This is a genomic window from Kribbella sp. NPDC051587, assembly GCF_044453945.1.
GTDB lineage: Bacteria > Actinomycetota > Actinomycetes > Propionibacteriales > Kribbellaceae > Kribbella.
In genome coordinates, this window is sequence record NZ_JBITDE010000001.1 from 872,437 (window position 1) to 889,542 (window position 17,106).

Below are 17,106 nucleotides of genomic sequence, written 5' to 3' on the forward strand. Positions count from 1 at the left end.
GCTAGAGGCTGGAGCGGAGATCCCACAGCAACGGGTAGTAACGAAGATCGAGACGGCTGCGCAGGTACGTCGCTCCGGACGACCCACCGGTTCCCGGCTTGGTACCGATCATCCGTTCGACCATGACGACGTGCCGCGCGCGCCAGGCGGCCGCGAGCTCGTCGTGCTGGAGGAGTGCCTCGGCGAGCTCCCAGACAGCGCCGTAGTGGGCACGGTCGCCGGCCACCTTCCGCAGCGCGTCGCTGATCGACTCATCGGAGTCCGTGGCGAAACCGGCTTTCTCCAGTACGACGAGGAACGCGTCCCAGAGAGTTGGTTCGTCGAGCCGGAGTTCCAGGCGGGCGGTTTCAGCCTCGGTCAGCCCGCGGAAACGCCGTACGAAGGAAGGATCCTTGGCCGCGGACAGGAACTCGATCTCGCGGAACTGCACCGACTGGAATCCGCTCGCCGGGGAGAGCCGGTGCCGGAACTCACCGAAGTCCTGGGGGGTCATCGTCTCGAGGATGTCGACCTGCTGGGTGAGGGTTCGCTCGATGGTGTGCACGCGGCGGAGGAGGTGCTGGGCGAGCCACAGTTCGTCGTTCAGCATCGCGTTCCGGGAGGCGGTCAGCTCGTGCAGGACCTGCTTGAACCAGAGCTCGTAGACCTGGTGGATCGTGATGAACAGCAGCTCGTCATGAGCCGGTGGGTTCGACTCGAGCCGTTGCTGGTCGAGCAGCTGCGGCAACCGTAGGTAACTGCCGTAGGTCAGTCGGCCACCCTCCTCGCCGAAGTTGACCTCGACCCCGCCCCAACGCCCCGCAACCACCTCATCAGCCATGGCGCGAGGCTATCTCAGGCTGTTCGTGACCGGTCAGGGATTGGCTCGTTGGACCTGGGGTACGCCGAAACGAGGAGTTGCATTGACCGCGACGGTTGAGACACCACTGGTCCCCGGACCCGTCCAGGGCCCGACGCGGGAAGAGCCGATGGTCGAGGCGCTGCTGCTGGACGACTACCGGTCGCTGGCCCGTCTGGCCTATCTGATCCTGCCGCCGTCGATCAGCCGGGCACGGCGGATCGCGGCCGCGCACCGCGTCGTACAGAGTGCTTTGCCGCCCGGCCTGCCGCTGCCGGAGCACGACCCGCGCGGGTTCCTACGGCGGCGCGTCGTCCAGGAGGCCAGCCGGCAGGCGGCCGACCGGTCGGTTCTTGAGCGACTGGGCAGTGTGTTCGCTCCCGCTGACCCCGCCGACTTCGACCCGTGCGCGATCGACCTCGACCGTACGGCGATTGTCCGGCGCTGCCGGCGTGGTCGCTGGGTCGCCCTGACCGGTACCGGGGTGCTCACCCTGTGCGTGCTGGCGGCCTTGCTGCTGCTGTCCTGACCACAGTCGTGGCGTCCTGATCTTGACGCCACGAGAGCGGCCACTTACTTTCGGTTCACCGCACACCTCCTACCGCCCCAGGGAGTTTCGTGATGTTGGTTGGAATCGTTTCCAGTATCAGTCTGCTCATCAGCCCACTCGGTGCACCACTGCCCGCGCCCGCGACCCCGGAGGTCCCCTTGGCGCCGCAAGCGACGATCTGCAACAAGTACTGCGATGCTCGCGACCCGGCGCTGTCCCCCGGCGACCGCTCCCCGGTGACGTCGACCCTGTTCGGCCGCACCTTCCGGCTGCACTTCGACGACGACGACGCGATGGGCTGGGGGTCGATCGAGAACGGCAGCCCCGGTGACGAGGTCTGGCTGGACCGCTCGATGGACGGCGGCCGCAGCTGGAACGGCGGGAGCAAGCTCGGCGCCACCGCGATCCCGAGCGGCCGGACCAGTTGGCGGACGCAGATGTACAACGTCGACGACTGGGGTGCTCTCGGTGTCGGCGCACTCCGTGTCTGCGGCAAGGCCGGAGACCGCGCCGACATCACTTGCTCGCCCTGGGCCCGGACGACATGGAACGCATGGGATCGCCGTACGGCGGCCGCGACCGCGCTGATGCAGGACTACAACCTGTCGACCGGGCTGTTCAGCACGACCGGTTGGTGGAACAACGCCAACGCCTTGAACGCGCTGATCGACAACATCCGCGTCAGCGGGATGAACAGCTACCGGTACGCGATCGGCAAGACCTACGACCTCAACCTCAACGCCCAGCAAGGCCAGTTCCGCAACGACTACATCGACGACACCGGCTGGTGGGGTCTGACCTGGATCGCGGCGTACGACCTGACCGGTGAAGCGCGCTACCTGCAGACGGCGCGGGCCGACGCCGACCACATGGCGGCGTACTGGGACAACGTCTGTGGTGGTGGCGTGTGGTGGAGCCAGGCCAAGACCTACAAGAACGCGATCACCAACGCGCTCTACATCCACCTCAGTGCGGCTCTGCACAACCGGATCGCGGGTGACACGACGTACCTGCAGCGAGCGCAGAGCGGCTGGACGTGGTTCCAGCAGACCGGGATGATCAACAGCTCCAACCTGGTCAACGACGGCATCAACCTGTCCACCTGCAAGAACAACGGCGACACCACCTGGACCTACAACCAGGGCGTGCCGATAGCGGCGCTGGTCGAGTTGTCCAAGGCAACGAACAACTCGGCGTACCTGACGACTGCGCGTCAGCTCGCGAACGCGTCGACGACGGCGGCCGGCCTGCACACCGCGGACGGCATCCTGCGCGAGCCCTGTGAGAGTGGCGACTGCGGTGGGGACGGACCGTCGTTCAAGGGCATCTACGCGCGGTCGCTGACCAAACTGAACGCGGCGTTGTCCGATCACCCGTACTCGGCGTATCTGAAGCGGCAGGCGGATCGCGCGTACGCCGCCGACCGGACACCGATGGATCACTACGGACTGCGCTGGTACGGACCGGTCGACAAGCTGGACGGAGCGCGCCAGCAGTCGGCCCTGGATCTGCTCAATGCTCCGGTCTGACAGCATTCGCCCGGTGAAGATCGAGCAATACGGCTCGCAGTGGCAGGCAACGCTGCTGCGAGTCCACCGGGAGTCCGACTGCATCTTCAAGCTGACGCTGACGATCGACCCGGAGCGAGGAGCGAAGGGGATCGTCTTCACCGAGTTCTACGACTACGGTCCGCTCGGTGACGACCCAGGCCGGGAGTACGGCTACAGCGTGCTAGCCCCGTACGCCGTCCTCGACGTACTGGCCGACGCCTACTCCCCAGGGATTGCCGGGCCGGCGCGGGAGCGACTGGCCGGTGGACTGGCGACACTCGTCGATGAGGGCGTGCTGGGTGATGGGCTGGCGCTGAAGGGGAATCAGGAGAAGGTGCTGGCCGGGTTCCTGGCTGCTGGGGTGCCGGCGACGACGGATATCTGGTTCTGGATGAACTCCGACTGATTTGAGCCGGTCTCCGGCATAATTCGGCAGCATGAGTGCCGGGACAGATCTGGGCGGGCTGCGGCGGATCAATGAACTCGCGATCCTGACCGCGGTCCGCGCCGGTGCGGACACGTTGGCCGAGGTCGTCCGGGAGACCGGGCTGGCGCGCGCGTCGGTCGGCGAGGTGACGCGTGATCTGGTCGCCAGCGGCTGGCTGAGCGAGGCGGCACCAGTGGTCCGCGGGCGCGGTCGACCGGCCGTGCGGTACGAGTACCGGGCCGGGGCCGGCGTGCTGATCGGCGCGGACATCGGCGCCTTCAATCTGCGGGTCGCACTCTCCGACTTGGACGGTCGACCGTTGGCGCAGAGCCGGCGGTTCACCACCCCCGAACTCGACGCCCGTCGTCGGCTGCGGATCCTGGACGCGGCGATCGACGAGTGCCTGCGCGATGCCGGTCGCCACGAACACGAGATCTGGGGTGCCGTCCTCGGCACGACCGGCCGGGTCGGCGGCGGTCGCGTGTTGCTGTCTGCCGCGATCCCGGACTGGACAGGTGTAGACCTGTCCGGTCACCTGAGCAAACGCCTGCCCGCCTGCCTGATCGGGGTCGAGAACGACAGCCGCCTAGCCGCGATCGCCGAACAAAAACTAGGCGGCACCGCTGCAGCGACAGGCAGTGCTGCGGCGGGTGGTGGTCTAGCGGCGGGCAATGACTCGGCAGGCGGAGGTGCGGCGGCACGCGGGGGTGCGGCGGCACGCGGGGGTGCGGCGGCACGCGGGGGTGCGGCGGCAGGCGGGGATGGTGCTGCGGCCGGAGCACCGAGCGCCGGGGCTGCGGCAGGCGGGGATGGTGCTGCGGCGGGAGGAGCGAGCGCCGGGGCTGCGGCGGGCGGCGGGGGTGCGGCGCGGAGAGTGGTTTGGCCTTCGGCTTTGGCGGGTGGGCGGCCGCAGAGTTTGGTGTTGTTGCAGGCGGGGCGGCGGACGGGGTTGGGGCTGATTGTGAATGGGCGGCCGCATGCGGGGTTTGGTGGGGTTGCGGGTGACCTCAGTCGGTTTCCCGCGCTGAAGTGGGAAGGGGCGATGGAGTACCTGCAGCAGAGCGGGGTCGCGCCTGCCTCCGGTGCGACCTCGGATCCGGTGGCTGACACGCTGGATGCCGCGATCGAGGGCTCCCCCGCGGCGCTCGCCGCCGTTCGGCGCTACATCCGGATGCTCGCGACCACGGCGGGCGCGGTCGTCTCGATCCTCGATCCGGAGGTGCTCGTGCTCGGCGGTTCACTGGCAGCGTACGGCGATCTGCTCCTGCCGTTGCTCGCCTCGGAGCTCGAACTGCTCTGCCTGCGGACCCCGCGACTGGAGGCGTCCACGCTCGGCGCGGAGGGCGCCGTACTGGGTGCTCTGTGTGCGGCGGCTGAGCTGGTCGACGACGCTCTGATCGGCTCCGGTCCGGGCCCGCTGCCGGTCCATGCCCGGCCGAGGGTTTCCACCTGAATCGAAGGGTGGTTGCCAGGCTGCGACGAACCCCTTATATCTAAGGAGTCCGTCATAAATAAGGAGCCTTGATGTCCGACACCGCCCCACGTCGTACCACCTCCGCTCGCTCCGGCCTGGTCGGCAGGCGCCAACTCCTCGGCTGGATGGGAGCGGGTGCGGTCGTCGCCGGAGTTCCCCTGGCCTCCCAGACCGCGGCCGCGACCGGCCTCGGTACCGCGGCAGCGCCACTGACCGTCTGGCTGCCGTCGCCCACGGACAAGGTCAAGCGCGACCGGCGCTTCGGGCCGTCGACGGACACCATCCGCCTCCAGGCCGCCCGGAACGAGTACGAGTCCGGCCAGGTGATCATCCGGACCACGAGTGGCAGCACCGGCATCAACGTCACCGCGGGCGAACTCACCGGCCCCAACGGCGCCAAGCTGACCGGGATCGAGGTCTTCGAGCAGTCCTACATCTTCGTCAATCAGTCCGACACCGGCCCCTGGGGGCCCGGCACCTACCCGGACGCGCTCATCCCGCTCGCACCCACCCGCACGCTCACCGCGAGCAGCGACGCCAACCTCGGCGTCTGGTTCACCGTGAACATCCCCAAGGACGCCCCCGCCGGCCACTACACCGGCTCGCTCACCATCACCGGCGGTACGGCGCCCGTCGTCGTACCGATCGATCTCGAGGTCTGGAACTTCGAACTCCCCGACACCTGGAGCACCGCGACCGCCGTGTCGATCTGGTACCAGCAGGTCGCCCGCGCGCACAACGTCCCGTACGGCGATCCGCGGCACGAGCCGTTGATGCGCAAGTACTACGAGTTCCAGCTGAAGAACAAGATGTTCTCGTGCGACATCCCCGTCCCGATGAAGCCGAAACTCCAGCACCCCAACACTTCTGACGGCCTACTCGCGCCAGGCCCGGGCCAGGATCCCGAGCCGGCCGAGTTCCTCGCCCGCGCGGACCAGTACCTGAACGATCCGCGAGTGAACAAGTTCCGGATCCCGCTCTACACCACCGGCGAGAACGGCACCGGATTCACCACCGACACCGTGAAGCTCCGGCAGGTCGTCGAGGGCCTGCGCGCAAAGGGTCTGATCGACCGCGGCTACTTCTACTACGCCGACGAGCCGCAAGGCGACGTAGCCTACGCGAATGTGCGCAAGCTCTTCGACACCGTCAAGGCGATCGCACCCGAGGTACCGCATGTGCTGACGTTGGAGCACCTGCCCGAGCAGAAGCTGCTCGACTTCGTCCACGCCTGGTGTTTCGTGATCACCGTACCCAAGCCGGAGCTGCCGGGAATCGTTGCCCAGCTCAAGGAACGCGGCGACCTGGTCTGGTGGTACACCGCCGTCAGCCACCACTATCCGTTGCCTGGCGTCTTCATCGCCGACAGCGGCGTCGGGCACCGCCTGCTCCCCTGGATCCAGTACGACCTCGGCGTCGAGGGCTACCTGTTCTGGTCGAGCACGGTCTTCGGTCACTGGACCAACGACGGCTACGAACCCAGCAACCGCTGGAGCGACCCTTGGGCGCTGGGAACCGAGGCCGGCGACGGCTTCCTGATGTACCCCGGCAACGCGGTCGGCATCGACGGCCCGGTCGGGACCGTCCGCCTGGAGTGGATGCGCGAAGGCTTCGAGGATCTCGAGTACCTCGCCCTGTACGACCGACAGGCGGCCGCGCTGGCGGCAAGCTGGGGCGTGCCGAAACCCGAGCGTGGACTGGGTTCCCACCACGACGTCCTGCACGACTGGCTGGCGCCGTACCGGGATGATCCGGCCTTGTTCCACAAGGTTCGCGCCCAGGTCGGCGCCGAGGTCGCACAACTCTTCGGTACGACGCCCGCCCTCGTCCGGATCGACCAGCCGACCGCCGGACATGGCGTGGTCGAGCTGATCACCCTGAAGGACGCGGCCGTGCGGATCAACGGCATCACCAGTACGGCGGTCTCCGTGCAAGGCCCGTCGGCAACGCATCGCGTGGTGCTCAACCTCCCGGCCGGTGAGCAGACCGTCACCATCAATGTTGCCAACAGCAACTTCACGCGGACCGTCAAGGTCGCGGGCGTCGCCACCCCGCACGAGATCGTCATCAACTCTTTCGAGACCGAGGCGGACGTCGCGCGGCTGACCACCCAAGAGGCCAGTGCCACCTGGAGCGACCAGCACCCGACCACCGGCGGCCACACCGCGAAGCTCGTCTTCAACGCGAACGTCGCCGACCCGAAATGGGCCGGTGTCTACCTGTACACGCTCAAGGAGAACCACCCCGAGCAGTCGATCGGACGCAACGACTGGTCCCAGCTCGATGCGGTCGCCTTCGACCTCTACAACGACTCCGACGACCTGATCGCGATGTACTGCGACTTCCACGACCCGGTCAACCTGGACGCCGGCAACCCGTTCTATCTCGCGCCACGCAAGCAGCAGCGCGTCGTCGTACCGCTGACGAACCTGATCAGCGACCTACCGCGGATCACGTCGATCCACCTGCGCGTCGACAGGCGCTCCAACCCGCTGACCGTCTACCTCGACAACGTGCGGTTCCTGCGCAGCAAGACCGGACTGCCGACACCAGGCACGTGGTCGCGCCAGGACGCCGATCGGCGAGTGACAGTTCAAACGGTGCGCGAGGACGGGACGATCGGCTACGTCCGGGAGAACGGCGCTGCCTGGGAGGTGACGAGCGTCGCGGCCGGTGTGACCGGCACCGTCGCCGGTGCGGTCGACCCGGCCGCCCGGATGAACCTGATCGGCCTCACCACAAGCGGCCAGCTCAAGTGGAGCCGGCTGGACGGCACGTGGACGCACACTGTCGTTGACGCCCAGCCAACGCTGACCGGTACGCCGACCGCCGTACTGGATGCTCTTGGCCGCCTGACGTATTTCGCCCGCACCACTGACGGCAACCTGGTCCGTGGGCGGCAGACCGCGCCTGGGGCAACCACCTGGACGACGGCGTACGTGCTCGACGGTGGCGGTGCGAAGCTGCGCATCGGCGGCGATCCGGCCAGTGTGCAAGACCCCTCCGGCAAGCTGACCTACTTCGTGCGCAGTGTGACCGGAGAGCTCGTCCATGGCTGGGAAAACGCGCCTGGCAACGACCAGTGGAGCATCGACCTCATCCGCTACAACGGAGGCGGTGCTGTTGCCGTCATCGAAGGACGTCCGGCAGTGTCACAGGACATCTCCGGGCGCCTCACCTTCCACGCCCGTACGACGGCCGGCGGCGTCATCACCGGCTGGCAGGACACTCCCGGCAACGGGCCGTGGCGCTTTGACACACTGCCCACGACAGTCACCCTCGCTGGGGACCCCGTCAGCGCACTGGATGCCTCCGGCAAGCTGGTGTACTTCGCACGCACCACTGACAACCGCCTCCTCCACGGCTGGCAACGGACCCCTGGCAACGGCCCATGGGACAGCACAGTGATCGACGGCGTCGCTGCGGACGGCACGGTGACACAGTCCGCCGACGGACGGCTGCACTACTTCGCGCGCCTGACCTCAGGCCGCCTCGGGCACTGGTGGCAGGACGCCCCAGGTGTCGGCCCGTGGCACAGCGCCGAGATCGTGGGCGGGTGATCCGGTCATGCCCGCAGCTAGTTGGTGACCGATGCGTAATGCCATGATGGCCCGATGGAACTGAAGCTGTCCGCGTCGTACGACGCCACGCCCGAGGAAGTGTTCGCAGTCGTCACGGACAAGACGTTTCGTGAGCAGGCCTGCGAGAAGACCAACGCGTTGTCGTACGACGTCCAGGTGACCGAGTCCGGCGCCGACACGATCGTCAAGGTGACCCGCGAGATGGCGTCGGACGACGTACCGGATATCGCACGCAAGTTCGTCGGCCAGACCCTGACCGTCGTCCAGACCGAGACCTGGCATGCCGCGGCCGCCGACGGCTCGCGGAAGGCCGACGTGGCCGGGGAGATCACCAACACCCCGGTCACACTGAAGGGCACCGCCGACATCACCCCGGGCGGAGCTCAGACCACCCAGGGCATCACGCTCGACGTGAAGGTCGCCGTACCGCTGATCGGCAAGAAGATCGAGCCGTTCGTGGTCGACGCCGTCCGCAAGGGCCTGGTGAAGGAGCACGAGCTCGGCCAGGACTGGACCAACTGACGCCACCCCGTCGAGCCGTGTCGCTGCCGGGTCACCCGATCCGGCAGTGGCACGCTGTGGAGTGAGTGCTCCCTGGAGGTGAGCCTGGATGCGGAAGTTACAGCTGTACGCCGACACCGCCCAGTACTGCGTGATCTGCGCGGGCACGATGCCGTTCGAGCGCGTCGACGCCGTTGATCACGACCACGACGAAACGGCCGAGCTGATCTGCGTGGCCTGCGGGTACGCACTGCTCGTCGACCCACCACTGCAGGAGCTCAGCCGCTCCGCCTAGACCGTCAGAGTGGCGGACCGAAGGCGCACACGACGCTCTTGGCGTGTGCGGGGTCGAGTGCGTTCGCCACCAGTTGGGCGACCGTCGGGTCAAAGGCCAGTCCGACGTGCCCGACCGGGTCGAGCGCGCAGGTGTCCTGGACGAACTTGTTGGTGACACCGGGCTCACGGATGAACGACGTCTCGTGCGGCGTCACCAGAGCGTCGAACCGGCTGGCGATCACCGTGTACTTGACGCCGGGCTGAGCGATCGGGCCGGCCGTCAGCTTCGCGATGGCGGAGCCACCGACGATCAGCTCGTCACACGCCGGGCAGCCGAACTCCCGCAGTACCTGATCGACCGCCGTCCGCAGGCCCAGGTAATCTCCGACGCTCACCAGACCGCCGAAGGTCGTGCCGTGGGTCGGCGGTGCCAAGGCGACCACCTTGCCCACCTGACCGGCGTACCCGAGGATCTTGGGGCCGTAGATGCTCTGCAGCGCGCCTTCGGAGTGGCCGACGATGTCGACCTTGGCGGCGCCGGTGGCCGTCAGGACGCGCTGCACGAAGGCCTTGATCTGGGCGGCCGACTCGTCGATCGGAATGGTGCCGCCGACCGGGATGACCGGGCTGGCCTGGCCATAGGTCAAGGTGAACGCGCAGTAGCCCTTCCCAGCCAGGTACGGACCGAGGTAGGAGTAGTTCCCAGGACCGTTGCCGCCCAGACCGTGCAGCAGGACCAGCGGGTTGGGATGCGCGGCCGACGGCTTGCAGGACCAGTTGTCGAACCCTGCGGCCGGTGCAGCGTTGGCGGGCGTCGTGGTAACCAGGGCGGTTGTCACCACAGCGCCCGCCAGAAGAGCCGTCAGAGCTCTTCGAAGGCGATTGGACATTGGAGGCTCCCCGTGACGTATCGTTCGGTAACCGGCGGGTAACCCAGAGTTGAGCATGAACTCGGGTTATTAACAAGAGCTCGTATTCAAAACCGGTTCACCTGGTTACCAAACCTGGAGCGGGGGTAACGTCCAGCGCATGAGTCGGACCATTCGGGGACTGGACGCCGAGCAGCGGCGCGCCGAGCGGCGCGAGCAGCTGCTCGACGCCGCGCTCAAGCTGTTCGCGGCCAACGGGTATCTCGCGACGTCGATCGAGCAGATCTGCACGACGGCGTACATCGGCACCAAGAGCTTCTACGAGCTGTTCACGAGCCGCGAGGAGTGCTACGTCGCCGTCCTGCGGCGGACCTCGGACCGCCTCGAGGAGCGGATGGTGGAGGCCGCCCGGCAGGCCACGGGCAACGAGCGGCAGGAGGCGCCGCGACTGCTCGCGACCTTCGTGCACGCCCTGGTCGACGATCCGCGGGTCACCCGCGTCACCTTCGGGATGGCGTCCGGGATCTCGGAGAGCGTCGAGCGCGAACGCCGCTCCAACCGCCGCTGGGCGGCCGGCTTCCTCGAGAAGCTCTGGGACGCGTACGACGGACCGCCGACCGAGGAGCTGCGCGTCGTCCGGCACGGGGTGGCGATCGGCCTGGTCGGCGGCATGTTCGACCTGATCTCCGACTGGCTGCTGGACGCCGACCTCGACAACCAGCAGCAGATCGAGTCCCTCATCGACGACCTGACCACCTTCTACATCACCGTCCGCCGCGGCCTCACCAAATAGCGTCCGAAGAACCGCAGTACGTGGTCGGCGTGTTTTCGGACGTTACTCGAAGACGAGGGTGCGGAGGGCTACGTGGCCTTCCTCGTCGATGACGTAGTGGGCGTGGCCCTCGTGGTCGACCGCGACGCCTTCGACCCGGCGGATGTCGCCGAAGTGGTGCAGGGTCTTGGTACCGACCGGGCCCGAGTCGCCGGAGAGCTCGAAGCGGATGTGCTCGGAGTCGGCGACCGCGCCTTCGGGTTGATCGGCGAGCACGGTGGCAGACTTGCCGATCGCGTCCAGGTCACCGATGATCGCGTCGAACTCCACCCCGTCGCGGGTGTCGAGTGCGCGCAGACCGGCCGGGGCATCCGCCGTACCGACGTCGTTGAGGACCCAGACTCGTCGGCATCGCGGTACGGCGTTCGGGTCGGCGAACAGTTCGTCGACGTTCTCGAGCTCGACCACGATCGGGTGGCCGTCCGCGGTGACCGGGTAGCGCAGGCCGAGCAGCAGTTTGCCGTCGGCCGCGAACTCGGCGGCCTCGATGTTGACCGGATGATCCGTCGGGGCGACACTCCCCCGCCAGCTCTTGGTCTCCCCCTTGGTGATCGTGGCATCGACGTACGACGCCTGACCGAGCGGGCCGAGTGGGATCAGATCGAGGCCCTCGAGCGCGTCGTTGATCGCGCGGTGCAGGCCGAACCGCATCCGGACCACCTCGAGCTCGGCCGGCGTACCGTCGTCGAGCGCTTTCGCGATGGACGCCTCACTGACGCGGGCGATCCAGGATCGCTTCGCGGAGAGCGGGCCGCGCTTCTTCCCGAACTGGGAGCCGACCAGATACACGTACCCGTCGCGGGACGCGCAAGCCTCAGCGTCCTCGGTCCGGCCGTTGTGCACTCCGGCATCGGCCGGTATCCGAACCGCCGTCCAGCCCTCGTCGAGCGGCGCACCCGCGGCGTGCGCGAGCAGAGCGATCGCGTTCTCCGCGGTCGCCTCGTCCAGGACGGTCACGAAGGCTCGCTCCCAACCCCGCCGTACCAGCTCGTCGGGGCCGAAGACGCGGCACAGGTCAGAGGCTTCGTTGGGATCGAGGTGCAGATCGGTCTCATGCATACCGGTGAAACGCTACAGCGGGCCGGACCGCTCCCGCTGCAGCGTCAATCCCGGGTGATCCCTGAGGGGATCCAGGGTCAGCCCTGGTGCGGGTAGCGGTAGTCGGTCGGCGGGGCGAAGGTCTCCTTCATCGACCGCGGAGAGGCCCAGCGGATCAGGTTCCACATCGAGCCGGCCTTGTCGTTGGTGCCCGAGGCGCGAGCGCCACCGAACGGCTGCTGACCGACGACCGCGCCGGTCGGCTTGTCGTTGACGTAGAAGTTGCCCGCCGCGAACCGCAGGTAGTCGGCCGCCTCGGCGACCGCGTGCCGGTCCTGCGCGATGATCGCACCGGTCAGCCCGTACGGCGCGGAGTTCTCCATGCCCTTCATCACCGCGGCGTAGTCGGCGTCGTCGTACACGTGCACGCCGAGGATCGGGCCGAAGTACTCGGTCGTGAAGATCTCGTCGGTCGGGTCGTCGGAGACGACCAGTGTCGGCCGGACGAAGTAGCCCTCGGAGTCGTCATAGGTGCCACCGGCAACGACCTGCAGTGCGTCGGTCGCCGCGGCCCGGTCCAGCGCGGCCTTGTGCTTGGCGAACGCGCGGTCGTCGATCACGGCACCGATGAAGTTCGACAGGTCGCTGACGTCACCCATGGTCAAGGACTCGGTCTCGGCGACGATGTCGTCCTTGATCAGGTTCCAGACCGAGCGCGGCACGTAGGACCGGCTGGCCGCCGAGCACTTCTGGCCCTGGTACTCGAAGGCACCGCGCACCATCGCGGTCTTCAGTACGGCGGGGTCGGCCGACGGGTGCGCGAGGATGAAGTCCTTACCGCCGGTCTCACCGACGAGCCGCGGGTAGGTCTTGTACGACGCGATGTTCGTGCCGACCGTCCCCCACAGCGACTGGAACGTCTTGGTCGACCCGGTGAAGTGGATCCCGGCCAGGTCCGGGTGGGTCAGCGCGGCCTTGCTGACCTCGATGCCGTCACCGGTGACCAGGTTGATCACACCGGCCGGCAGGCCCGCGGCCTCGAACAGCCGCATCGTCCAGTGCGCCGCGAACTGCTGCGTCGGCGACGGCTTCCACACGACCGTGTTGCCCATCAGCGCCGGCGCGGTCGGCAGGTTGCCGGCGATCGCGGTGAAGTTGAACGGCGTGATCGCGTAGACGAAGCCCTCGAGCGGCCGGTAGTCGACCCGGTTCCAGATCCCCGGGCTCGAGATCGGCTGGTCGTTGATGATGTTGCGCGCGAACGCCACGTTGAAGCGCAGGAAGTCGATGAACTCACACGCCGCATCGATCTCGGCCTGCTGCACCGTCTTGCTCTGCCCCAGCATGGTCGCCGCGTTCAGCGTGTCCCGCCACGGCCCGGCCAGCAGGTCGGCCGCCTTCAGGAAGATCGCCGCCCGGTCGTCGAAGCTCAGTGCCCGCCAGCTCGGCGCCGCCGCCAGCGCCGCGTCCACCGCGGCCTCGCCGTCGGCCTCGGTCGCGTTGCCCAGGTTGCCAAGAACATGGGCATGCTTGTGCGGCTGAACGACCTCGATCGAGGCGCCACCGCCGAGCCGCTGCTCGCCACCGATCGTGCAGGTCAGATCGATCGCGCCCGCGGCGTTGAACTCCTTGAGCTTCGCCTCCAGGCTCACCCGCTCCGCCGAACCGGGCGCATAGCCCTTCACCGGCTCGTTCACAGGGGTCGGGACTGCGGTGACGGCATCCATCGGGTACGGCGCTCCTCGGTCGGCTCTACTGGATCACAGCTGGCCACTTCATGGTGCCATGTCCAACCGAGTACCACGAACCTGACAGGTATGACGTCGCGTACGTTCTTTTACGTGACCGGCATAGGACATTTCACAAGTGCGCAAGCCCAGTAGTCGTACCTCTCGCTGCGCAAAGACATCAATCGAAAGCTGCGCATCCCGCACCATGAGCCCCGGAGTCAACCCACCCAAAACGTCCTCTGCCAAACCCAGACCGCCATAGCCTCCTGGGCCCCCGCAAGCCCCATCCCCAACATGAGGGGCCCCAAACCCCGAGCGGATCTAATTCGAAGCGCGTCACGACCCTCGGCATCCCCGATATCAGTCAGGACGGCCCCACTGCCTTCGAGCAGTGCAGCCGCGCGGCCACCTCGCCGTACTTCCGTGGACGGAACGTGGATCCATCCCCACGCCTCGAATCGTGCCGCTTGGTCCCGTGGCTGCAACTGGCACACCGAGCAGTCCCCTGATGGATCGCGTTAGCCGACGCGCCATCCAAGCGTAGGTTGGGGTACTCGAGTTCCCACCGGACCGCGAACGCCCGCCACAAGTGGAGGTAACAGCGGTCGCTTCCTGTGTCCACCGATTGTGCCATCACGGCCTGCGCAACCAGAAGCCTTTATAGCCTCTCATCGGACAACTACGGCGATCCCCTCAGTGGCGGGCCACCAACAACCATGGCACGCCCGGGGCACGAGCACCCGCACTCCGTCAATAGCTCACTAACGTCTCTTCGGCCCTATATACCCACCAGACAGGTTAGATTCGCGGCTCCGGATTGCGGCCCGGGTTCCAGAACGGCACCAGACTCCTTTCCCAGAGATCCATCAGAGAATCCAGTCCGTGCGCAATCTTGAATTTGCGCTCCGCTTCAAATATCGGCACAGCCTGCAAGAATTCGACGTGAATCCCGTCGGCCAGATAGATGACCGGAAGAGTCGCCTCTTCCGGGCGTAAAATCAACCACGTATCCATGTCGGTTCCGGGCCACAGGGGTCCGTCAGACGGAATCGTGTGGCCGTGATCGATACTTTCACCCGTCTGAGCTCCGTACAGACCGAGCGCTGCAAGCGAGGAGGCCACCGCGTCGCATCCAGGATTGAATCCAACATAATATTCCACCCGATGCCCCTCATTACCGAGGGGCATATCGAACGCACTTCCTCCGATTGTCGTATAGAAATCCACTTCCTCCGAATTGGAGGCGGCGTCCCACTTGTAGATTTCGATAGTTCCGGCGGCAGCACGAAATACGGCGCGCCGCGAAGGCTCTCCCCATCGCGCCTCATGAGCCTCGCGAACCGCATCCACCACATCCATTACGGACCTCCAAAGGGCCACCAGACACCAGCAGGCCATCCCGACGGCCACCACTGGCCTTCACCAGGACCAATCACCTTCGACGACTTGCTGCCGTTACATGGCTGGCAAGCACCAATCAGGTTATCGGGACTGTTGACCCGCGTCGAACGGACCACCCTACTGTCCTCCCACCCGCCACTCTCCCAGTCCGTCTTGAGCGACGTGATGTGATCGGCCTGCGTGGAGTCGGCCTTTCCACAGTAGGGACACGTGGGTGCCTTCGCCAGCGCATCAGTGCGCGCCTTCGGGGTGAATCGGGTATATAATTTGCGAGCGTACTTGGGAATTTCTGCCGCTGCTTCCGATGCCGCAGGTTCAGGGCTGGCCGCGGCCTTACCCGTTAGCATCTTTCCGACGGCCCCGACGACTTTGGGTACCGCAACGCTCAGCCCGACTCCCGCGGCACCAGTAGCTGCGCCAGTCGCCCCGCCAACGACGACTTCCTTGGCATAGGTTGCTGTGTCGAATGACTCGGACTCACTAAGCGCTATCCGCGTGCTGTACCCCAGACTTGCACCTGCCGCACCCATCACAGCACCGGCAACAATGACACATCCGACCCCTGCGGTACCGGCACAGAATGCGACAGTACCGACGACCGCGACACCAATCGCAATACCATTGCCAATATCCGCGGCATGTTCATCGGCCCACTGACGCGCGTGATCAGTGGCCTTCTGCCACCAGTGCTTTTTCTTCTGCGGGTGGTTGCTGCCGCCGTCGTCGTTACCGCCGCCGTGACCGCCGCCGTAACCACCGTTGGGACCCAAGGGGTTGGGGTTGTCGTTCGCTCCACCGGAGGGGTAAAGGACATCTACATCGTCGTCGGTGTAGCCGCCGCCACCGTCGCCGTCCGAGGCGTTGATCAGGCCCGTGGGGTCTGAGCCGGAGACGGGGTTGTCGTTGGCGTAGGTGTAGCCGAGCATCTGCTGAGGGTCGTTGGGGTCCAGCACGGGGTCGAGGCTGACGAAACGGCCGATAGCGCGCAAGCCCAGTCGTCGTACCTCTCGCTGTACGACGAAGCGATGGCCGCGATCCCGGGTGAACGCGAGACGCGCGACGTGGCAACGACGTACGGGCAGGTCCGCGTCTACCGCTTCGGCTCAGCGTCCGGCACGCCCTTCGTGCTGCTGCACGGCCGCGGCGCGACCTCCGCCATGTGGGAACCCAACATCCCCGCCCTAGCGGCCCACCACACCGTCTACGCCATCGACTCCCTCGGCGAACCCGGCCGCAGCATCCAAACGCTACCTATCAAGACCTCCGCCGACCAAGCTCTATGGCTGACCGCGGTACTGGATGCTCTCGGTGTGGAGCGCGCCCACCTCGCCGGCGTCTCCGGCGGCGGCTGGCTCACCTTCAACCAAGCCCTCCACACCCCCACCCGCGTAGCCACCGCCGCCCTCATCGAACCGGCCCACGTCCTGGCCCGCTTCTCCAAAAAGTTCCTCCTCGGCGGCTTCTCCCTCCTCCCCGGCCTGCCCGACACCCTCGGCAACCGCTTCCTGGGCTGGGTCTCCGGCGACCCCGACATGACCCAACCCATCGCCCGCCTCCTCACCACCGGCATGCGCACCTACCGCATGGCCCTCCCCATGCCCGAATACGGCCGCGACGACCTACTCCGCAGCCTCCAGGTCCCCGTCCTAGCCCTCCTAGGCGGCCGAAGCGTCGTCCATAACCCCCTCGAAGCCGCCCGCCGAACCCAACCCTTAATCCCCACAACGAAACCGAACTCTGGCCCGAAGCAACCCACGCTCTCTCCGGCGAGTATCCAGCCCCAGCGAAACGCCCGCCTACTGAAGTCTGCCGAGCGGGCTTCGTAGCCCGAACTTGGCGCCCAGGATCTCCACCCTCGTCGTCGTCACCCGGGACTGGACGGCGGATCCGGAACGGCCGCTGAACAGGAAGCGCCACCGCCCACCGCCGGTACGCCGAAACCCCAACCTCACCCATATTCAACGTCCGCGTTACCGACCCGGCAACCGCCCACTCAATCTCTCCGCGAGAACAGACCCGCAGACCGCAGTATCCCATCA

General features: G+C 66.9%; 15 protein-coding genes. 9 read left to right on the forward strand and 6 right to left on the reverse strand.

Going from position 1 to position 17,106, the window contains the following annotated elements; genetic code table 11:
- Position 1 precedes the first annotated feature (1 nt).
- Positions 2-820 (reverse strand): tryptophan 2,3-dioxygenase, encoded by an 819-nt coding sequence (locus ACIA49_RS04230; protein ID WP_396375636.1) that lies wholly within the window; start codon positions 818-820, stop codon positions 2-4.
- Between the two features lie 82 nt (positions 821-902).
- Between ACIA49_RS04230 and ACIA49_RS04235 the strand changes: the two genes are divergently transcribed.
- The 7 genes from ACIA49_RS04235 to ACIA49_RS04265 all read left to right on the forward strand — a co-directional run bounded on the left by ACIA49_RS04235 (position 903) and on the right by ACIA49_RS04265 (position 9,216).
- Positions 903-1,367 (forward strand): hypothetical protein, encoded by a 465-nt coding sequence (locus ACIA49_RS04235; RefSeq protein ID WP_396375637.1) that lies wholly within the window; start codon positions 903-905, stop codon positions 1,365-1,367.
- A 92-nt stretch (positions 1,368-1,459) separates the two neighbouring features.
- Positions 1,460-2,917 (forward strand): glycoside hydrolase family 76 protein, encoded by a 1,458-nt coding sequence (locus ACIA49_RS04240; RefSeq protein ID WP_396375639.1) that lies wholly within the window; start codon positions 1,460-1,462, stop codon positions 2,915-2,917.
- A 13-nt stretch (positions 2,918-2,930) separates the two neighbouring features.
- A complete protein-coding gene (locus ACIA49_RS04245) occupies positions 2,931-3,344 on the forward strand; it encodes a hypothetical protein (RefSeq protein WP_396375640.1) in 414 nt (137 codons plus the stop codon).
- A 31-nt stretch (positions 3,345-3,375) separates the two neighbouring features.
- Entirely contained in the window at positions 3,376-4,818 is a 1,443-nt protein-coding gene (locus ACIA49_RS04250) for an ROK family protein (RefSeq protein WP_396375641.1), read from the forward strand.
- A 71-nt stretch (positions 4,819-4,889) separates the two neighbouring features.
- Positions 4,890-8,399 (forward strand): glycoside hydrolase domain-containing protein, encoded by a 3,510-nt coding sequence (locus ACIA49_RS04255; protein WP_396375643.1) that lies wholly within the window; start codon positions 4,890-4,892, stop codon positions 8,397-8,399.
- A gap of 54 nt (positions 8,400-8,453) precedes the next feature.
- Positions 8,454-8,942 (forward strand): DUF2505 domain-containing protein, encoded by a 489-nt coding sequence (locus ACIA49_RS04260; protein WP_396375644.1) that lies wholly within the window; start codon positions 8,454-8,456, stop codon positions 8,940-8,942.
- A gap of 88 nt (positions 8,943-9,030) precedes the next feature.
- Complete coding sequence (locus tag ACIA49_RS04265) at positions 9,031-9,216, forward strand: hypothetical protein (protein ID WP_391546671.1); 186 nt, start codon at positions 9,031-9,033, stop codon at positions 9,214-9,216.
- A gap of 4 nt (positions 9,217-9,220) precedes the next feature.
- Here ACIA49_RS04265 and ACIA49_RS04270 read toward each other — a convergent pair whose 3' ends face one another.
- The gene (locus ACIA49_RS04270; protein ID WP_396375646.1) at positions 9,221-10,087 is read right to left on the reverse strand and encodes an esterase/lipase family protein; all 867 of its coding nucleotides are present in this window, start codon (positions 10,085-10,087) and stop codon (positions 9,221-9,223) included.
- Between the two features lie 139 nt (positions 10,088-10,226).
- On the opposite strand from ACIA49_RS04270, the gene ACIA49_RS04275 reads away from it, so the two are divergent.
- The gene (locus ACIA49_RS04275; RefSeq protein ID WP_396375648.1) at positions 10,227-10,859 is read left to right on the forward strand and encodes a TetR/AcrR family transcriptional regulator; all 633 of its coding nucleotides are present in this window, start codon (positions 10,227-10,229) and stop codon (positions 10,857-10,859) included.
- A 42-nt stretch (positions 10,860-10,901) separates the two neighbouring features.
- On the opposite strand, the gene ACIA49_RS04280 is transcribed toward ACIA49_RS04275, so the two are convergent.
- The 4 genes from ACIA49_RS04280 to ACIA49_RS04295 all read right to left on the reverse strand — a co-directional run bounded on the left by ACIA49_RS04280 (position 10,902) and on the right by ACIA49_RS04295 (position 16,020).
- Positions 10,902-11,957, reverse strand: coding sequence for a hypothetical protein (locus ACIA49_RS04280; protein WP_396375649.1), 1,056 nt, complete (start codon positions 11,955-11,957; stop codon positions 10,902-10,904).
- Between the two features lie 77 nt (positions 11,958-12,034).
- Positions 12,035-13,663, reverse strand: a complete 1,629-nt coding sequence (gene pruA / locus ACIA49_RS04285; protein WP_396375650.1) for an L-glutamate gamma-semialdehyde dehydrogenase — start codon at positions 13,661-13,663, stop codon at positions 12,035-12,037.
- Between the two features lie 801 nt (positions 13,664-14,464).
- On the reverse strand, positions 14,465-15,025 hold the full coding sequence (locus ACIA49_RS04290) for a suppressor of fused domain protein (protein WP_396375652.1): 561 nt from the start codon (positions 15,023-15,025) through the stop codon (positions 14,465-14,467).
- On the reverse strand, positions 15,025-16,020 hold the full coding sequence (locus ACIA49_RS04295) for an HNH endonuclease (RefSeq protein WP_396375653.1): 996 nt from the start codon (positions 16,018-16,020) through the stop codon (positions 15,025-15,027). The genes ACIA49_RS04290 and ACIA49_RS04295 overlap by 1 nt, the downstream gene beginning before the upstream one ends.
- Positions 16,021-16,092: 72 nt before the next feature.
- Between ACIA49_RS04295 and ACIA49_RS04300 the strand changes: the two genes are divergently transcribed.
- On the forward strand, positions 16,093-16,893 hold the full coding sequence (locus ACIA49_RS04300; protein ID WP_396375654.1) for an alpha/beta fold hydrolase: 801 nt from the start codon (positions 16,093-16,095) through the stop codon (positions 16,891-16,893).
- Positions 16,894-17,106 lie beyond the last annotated feature (213 nt).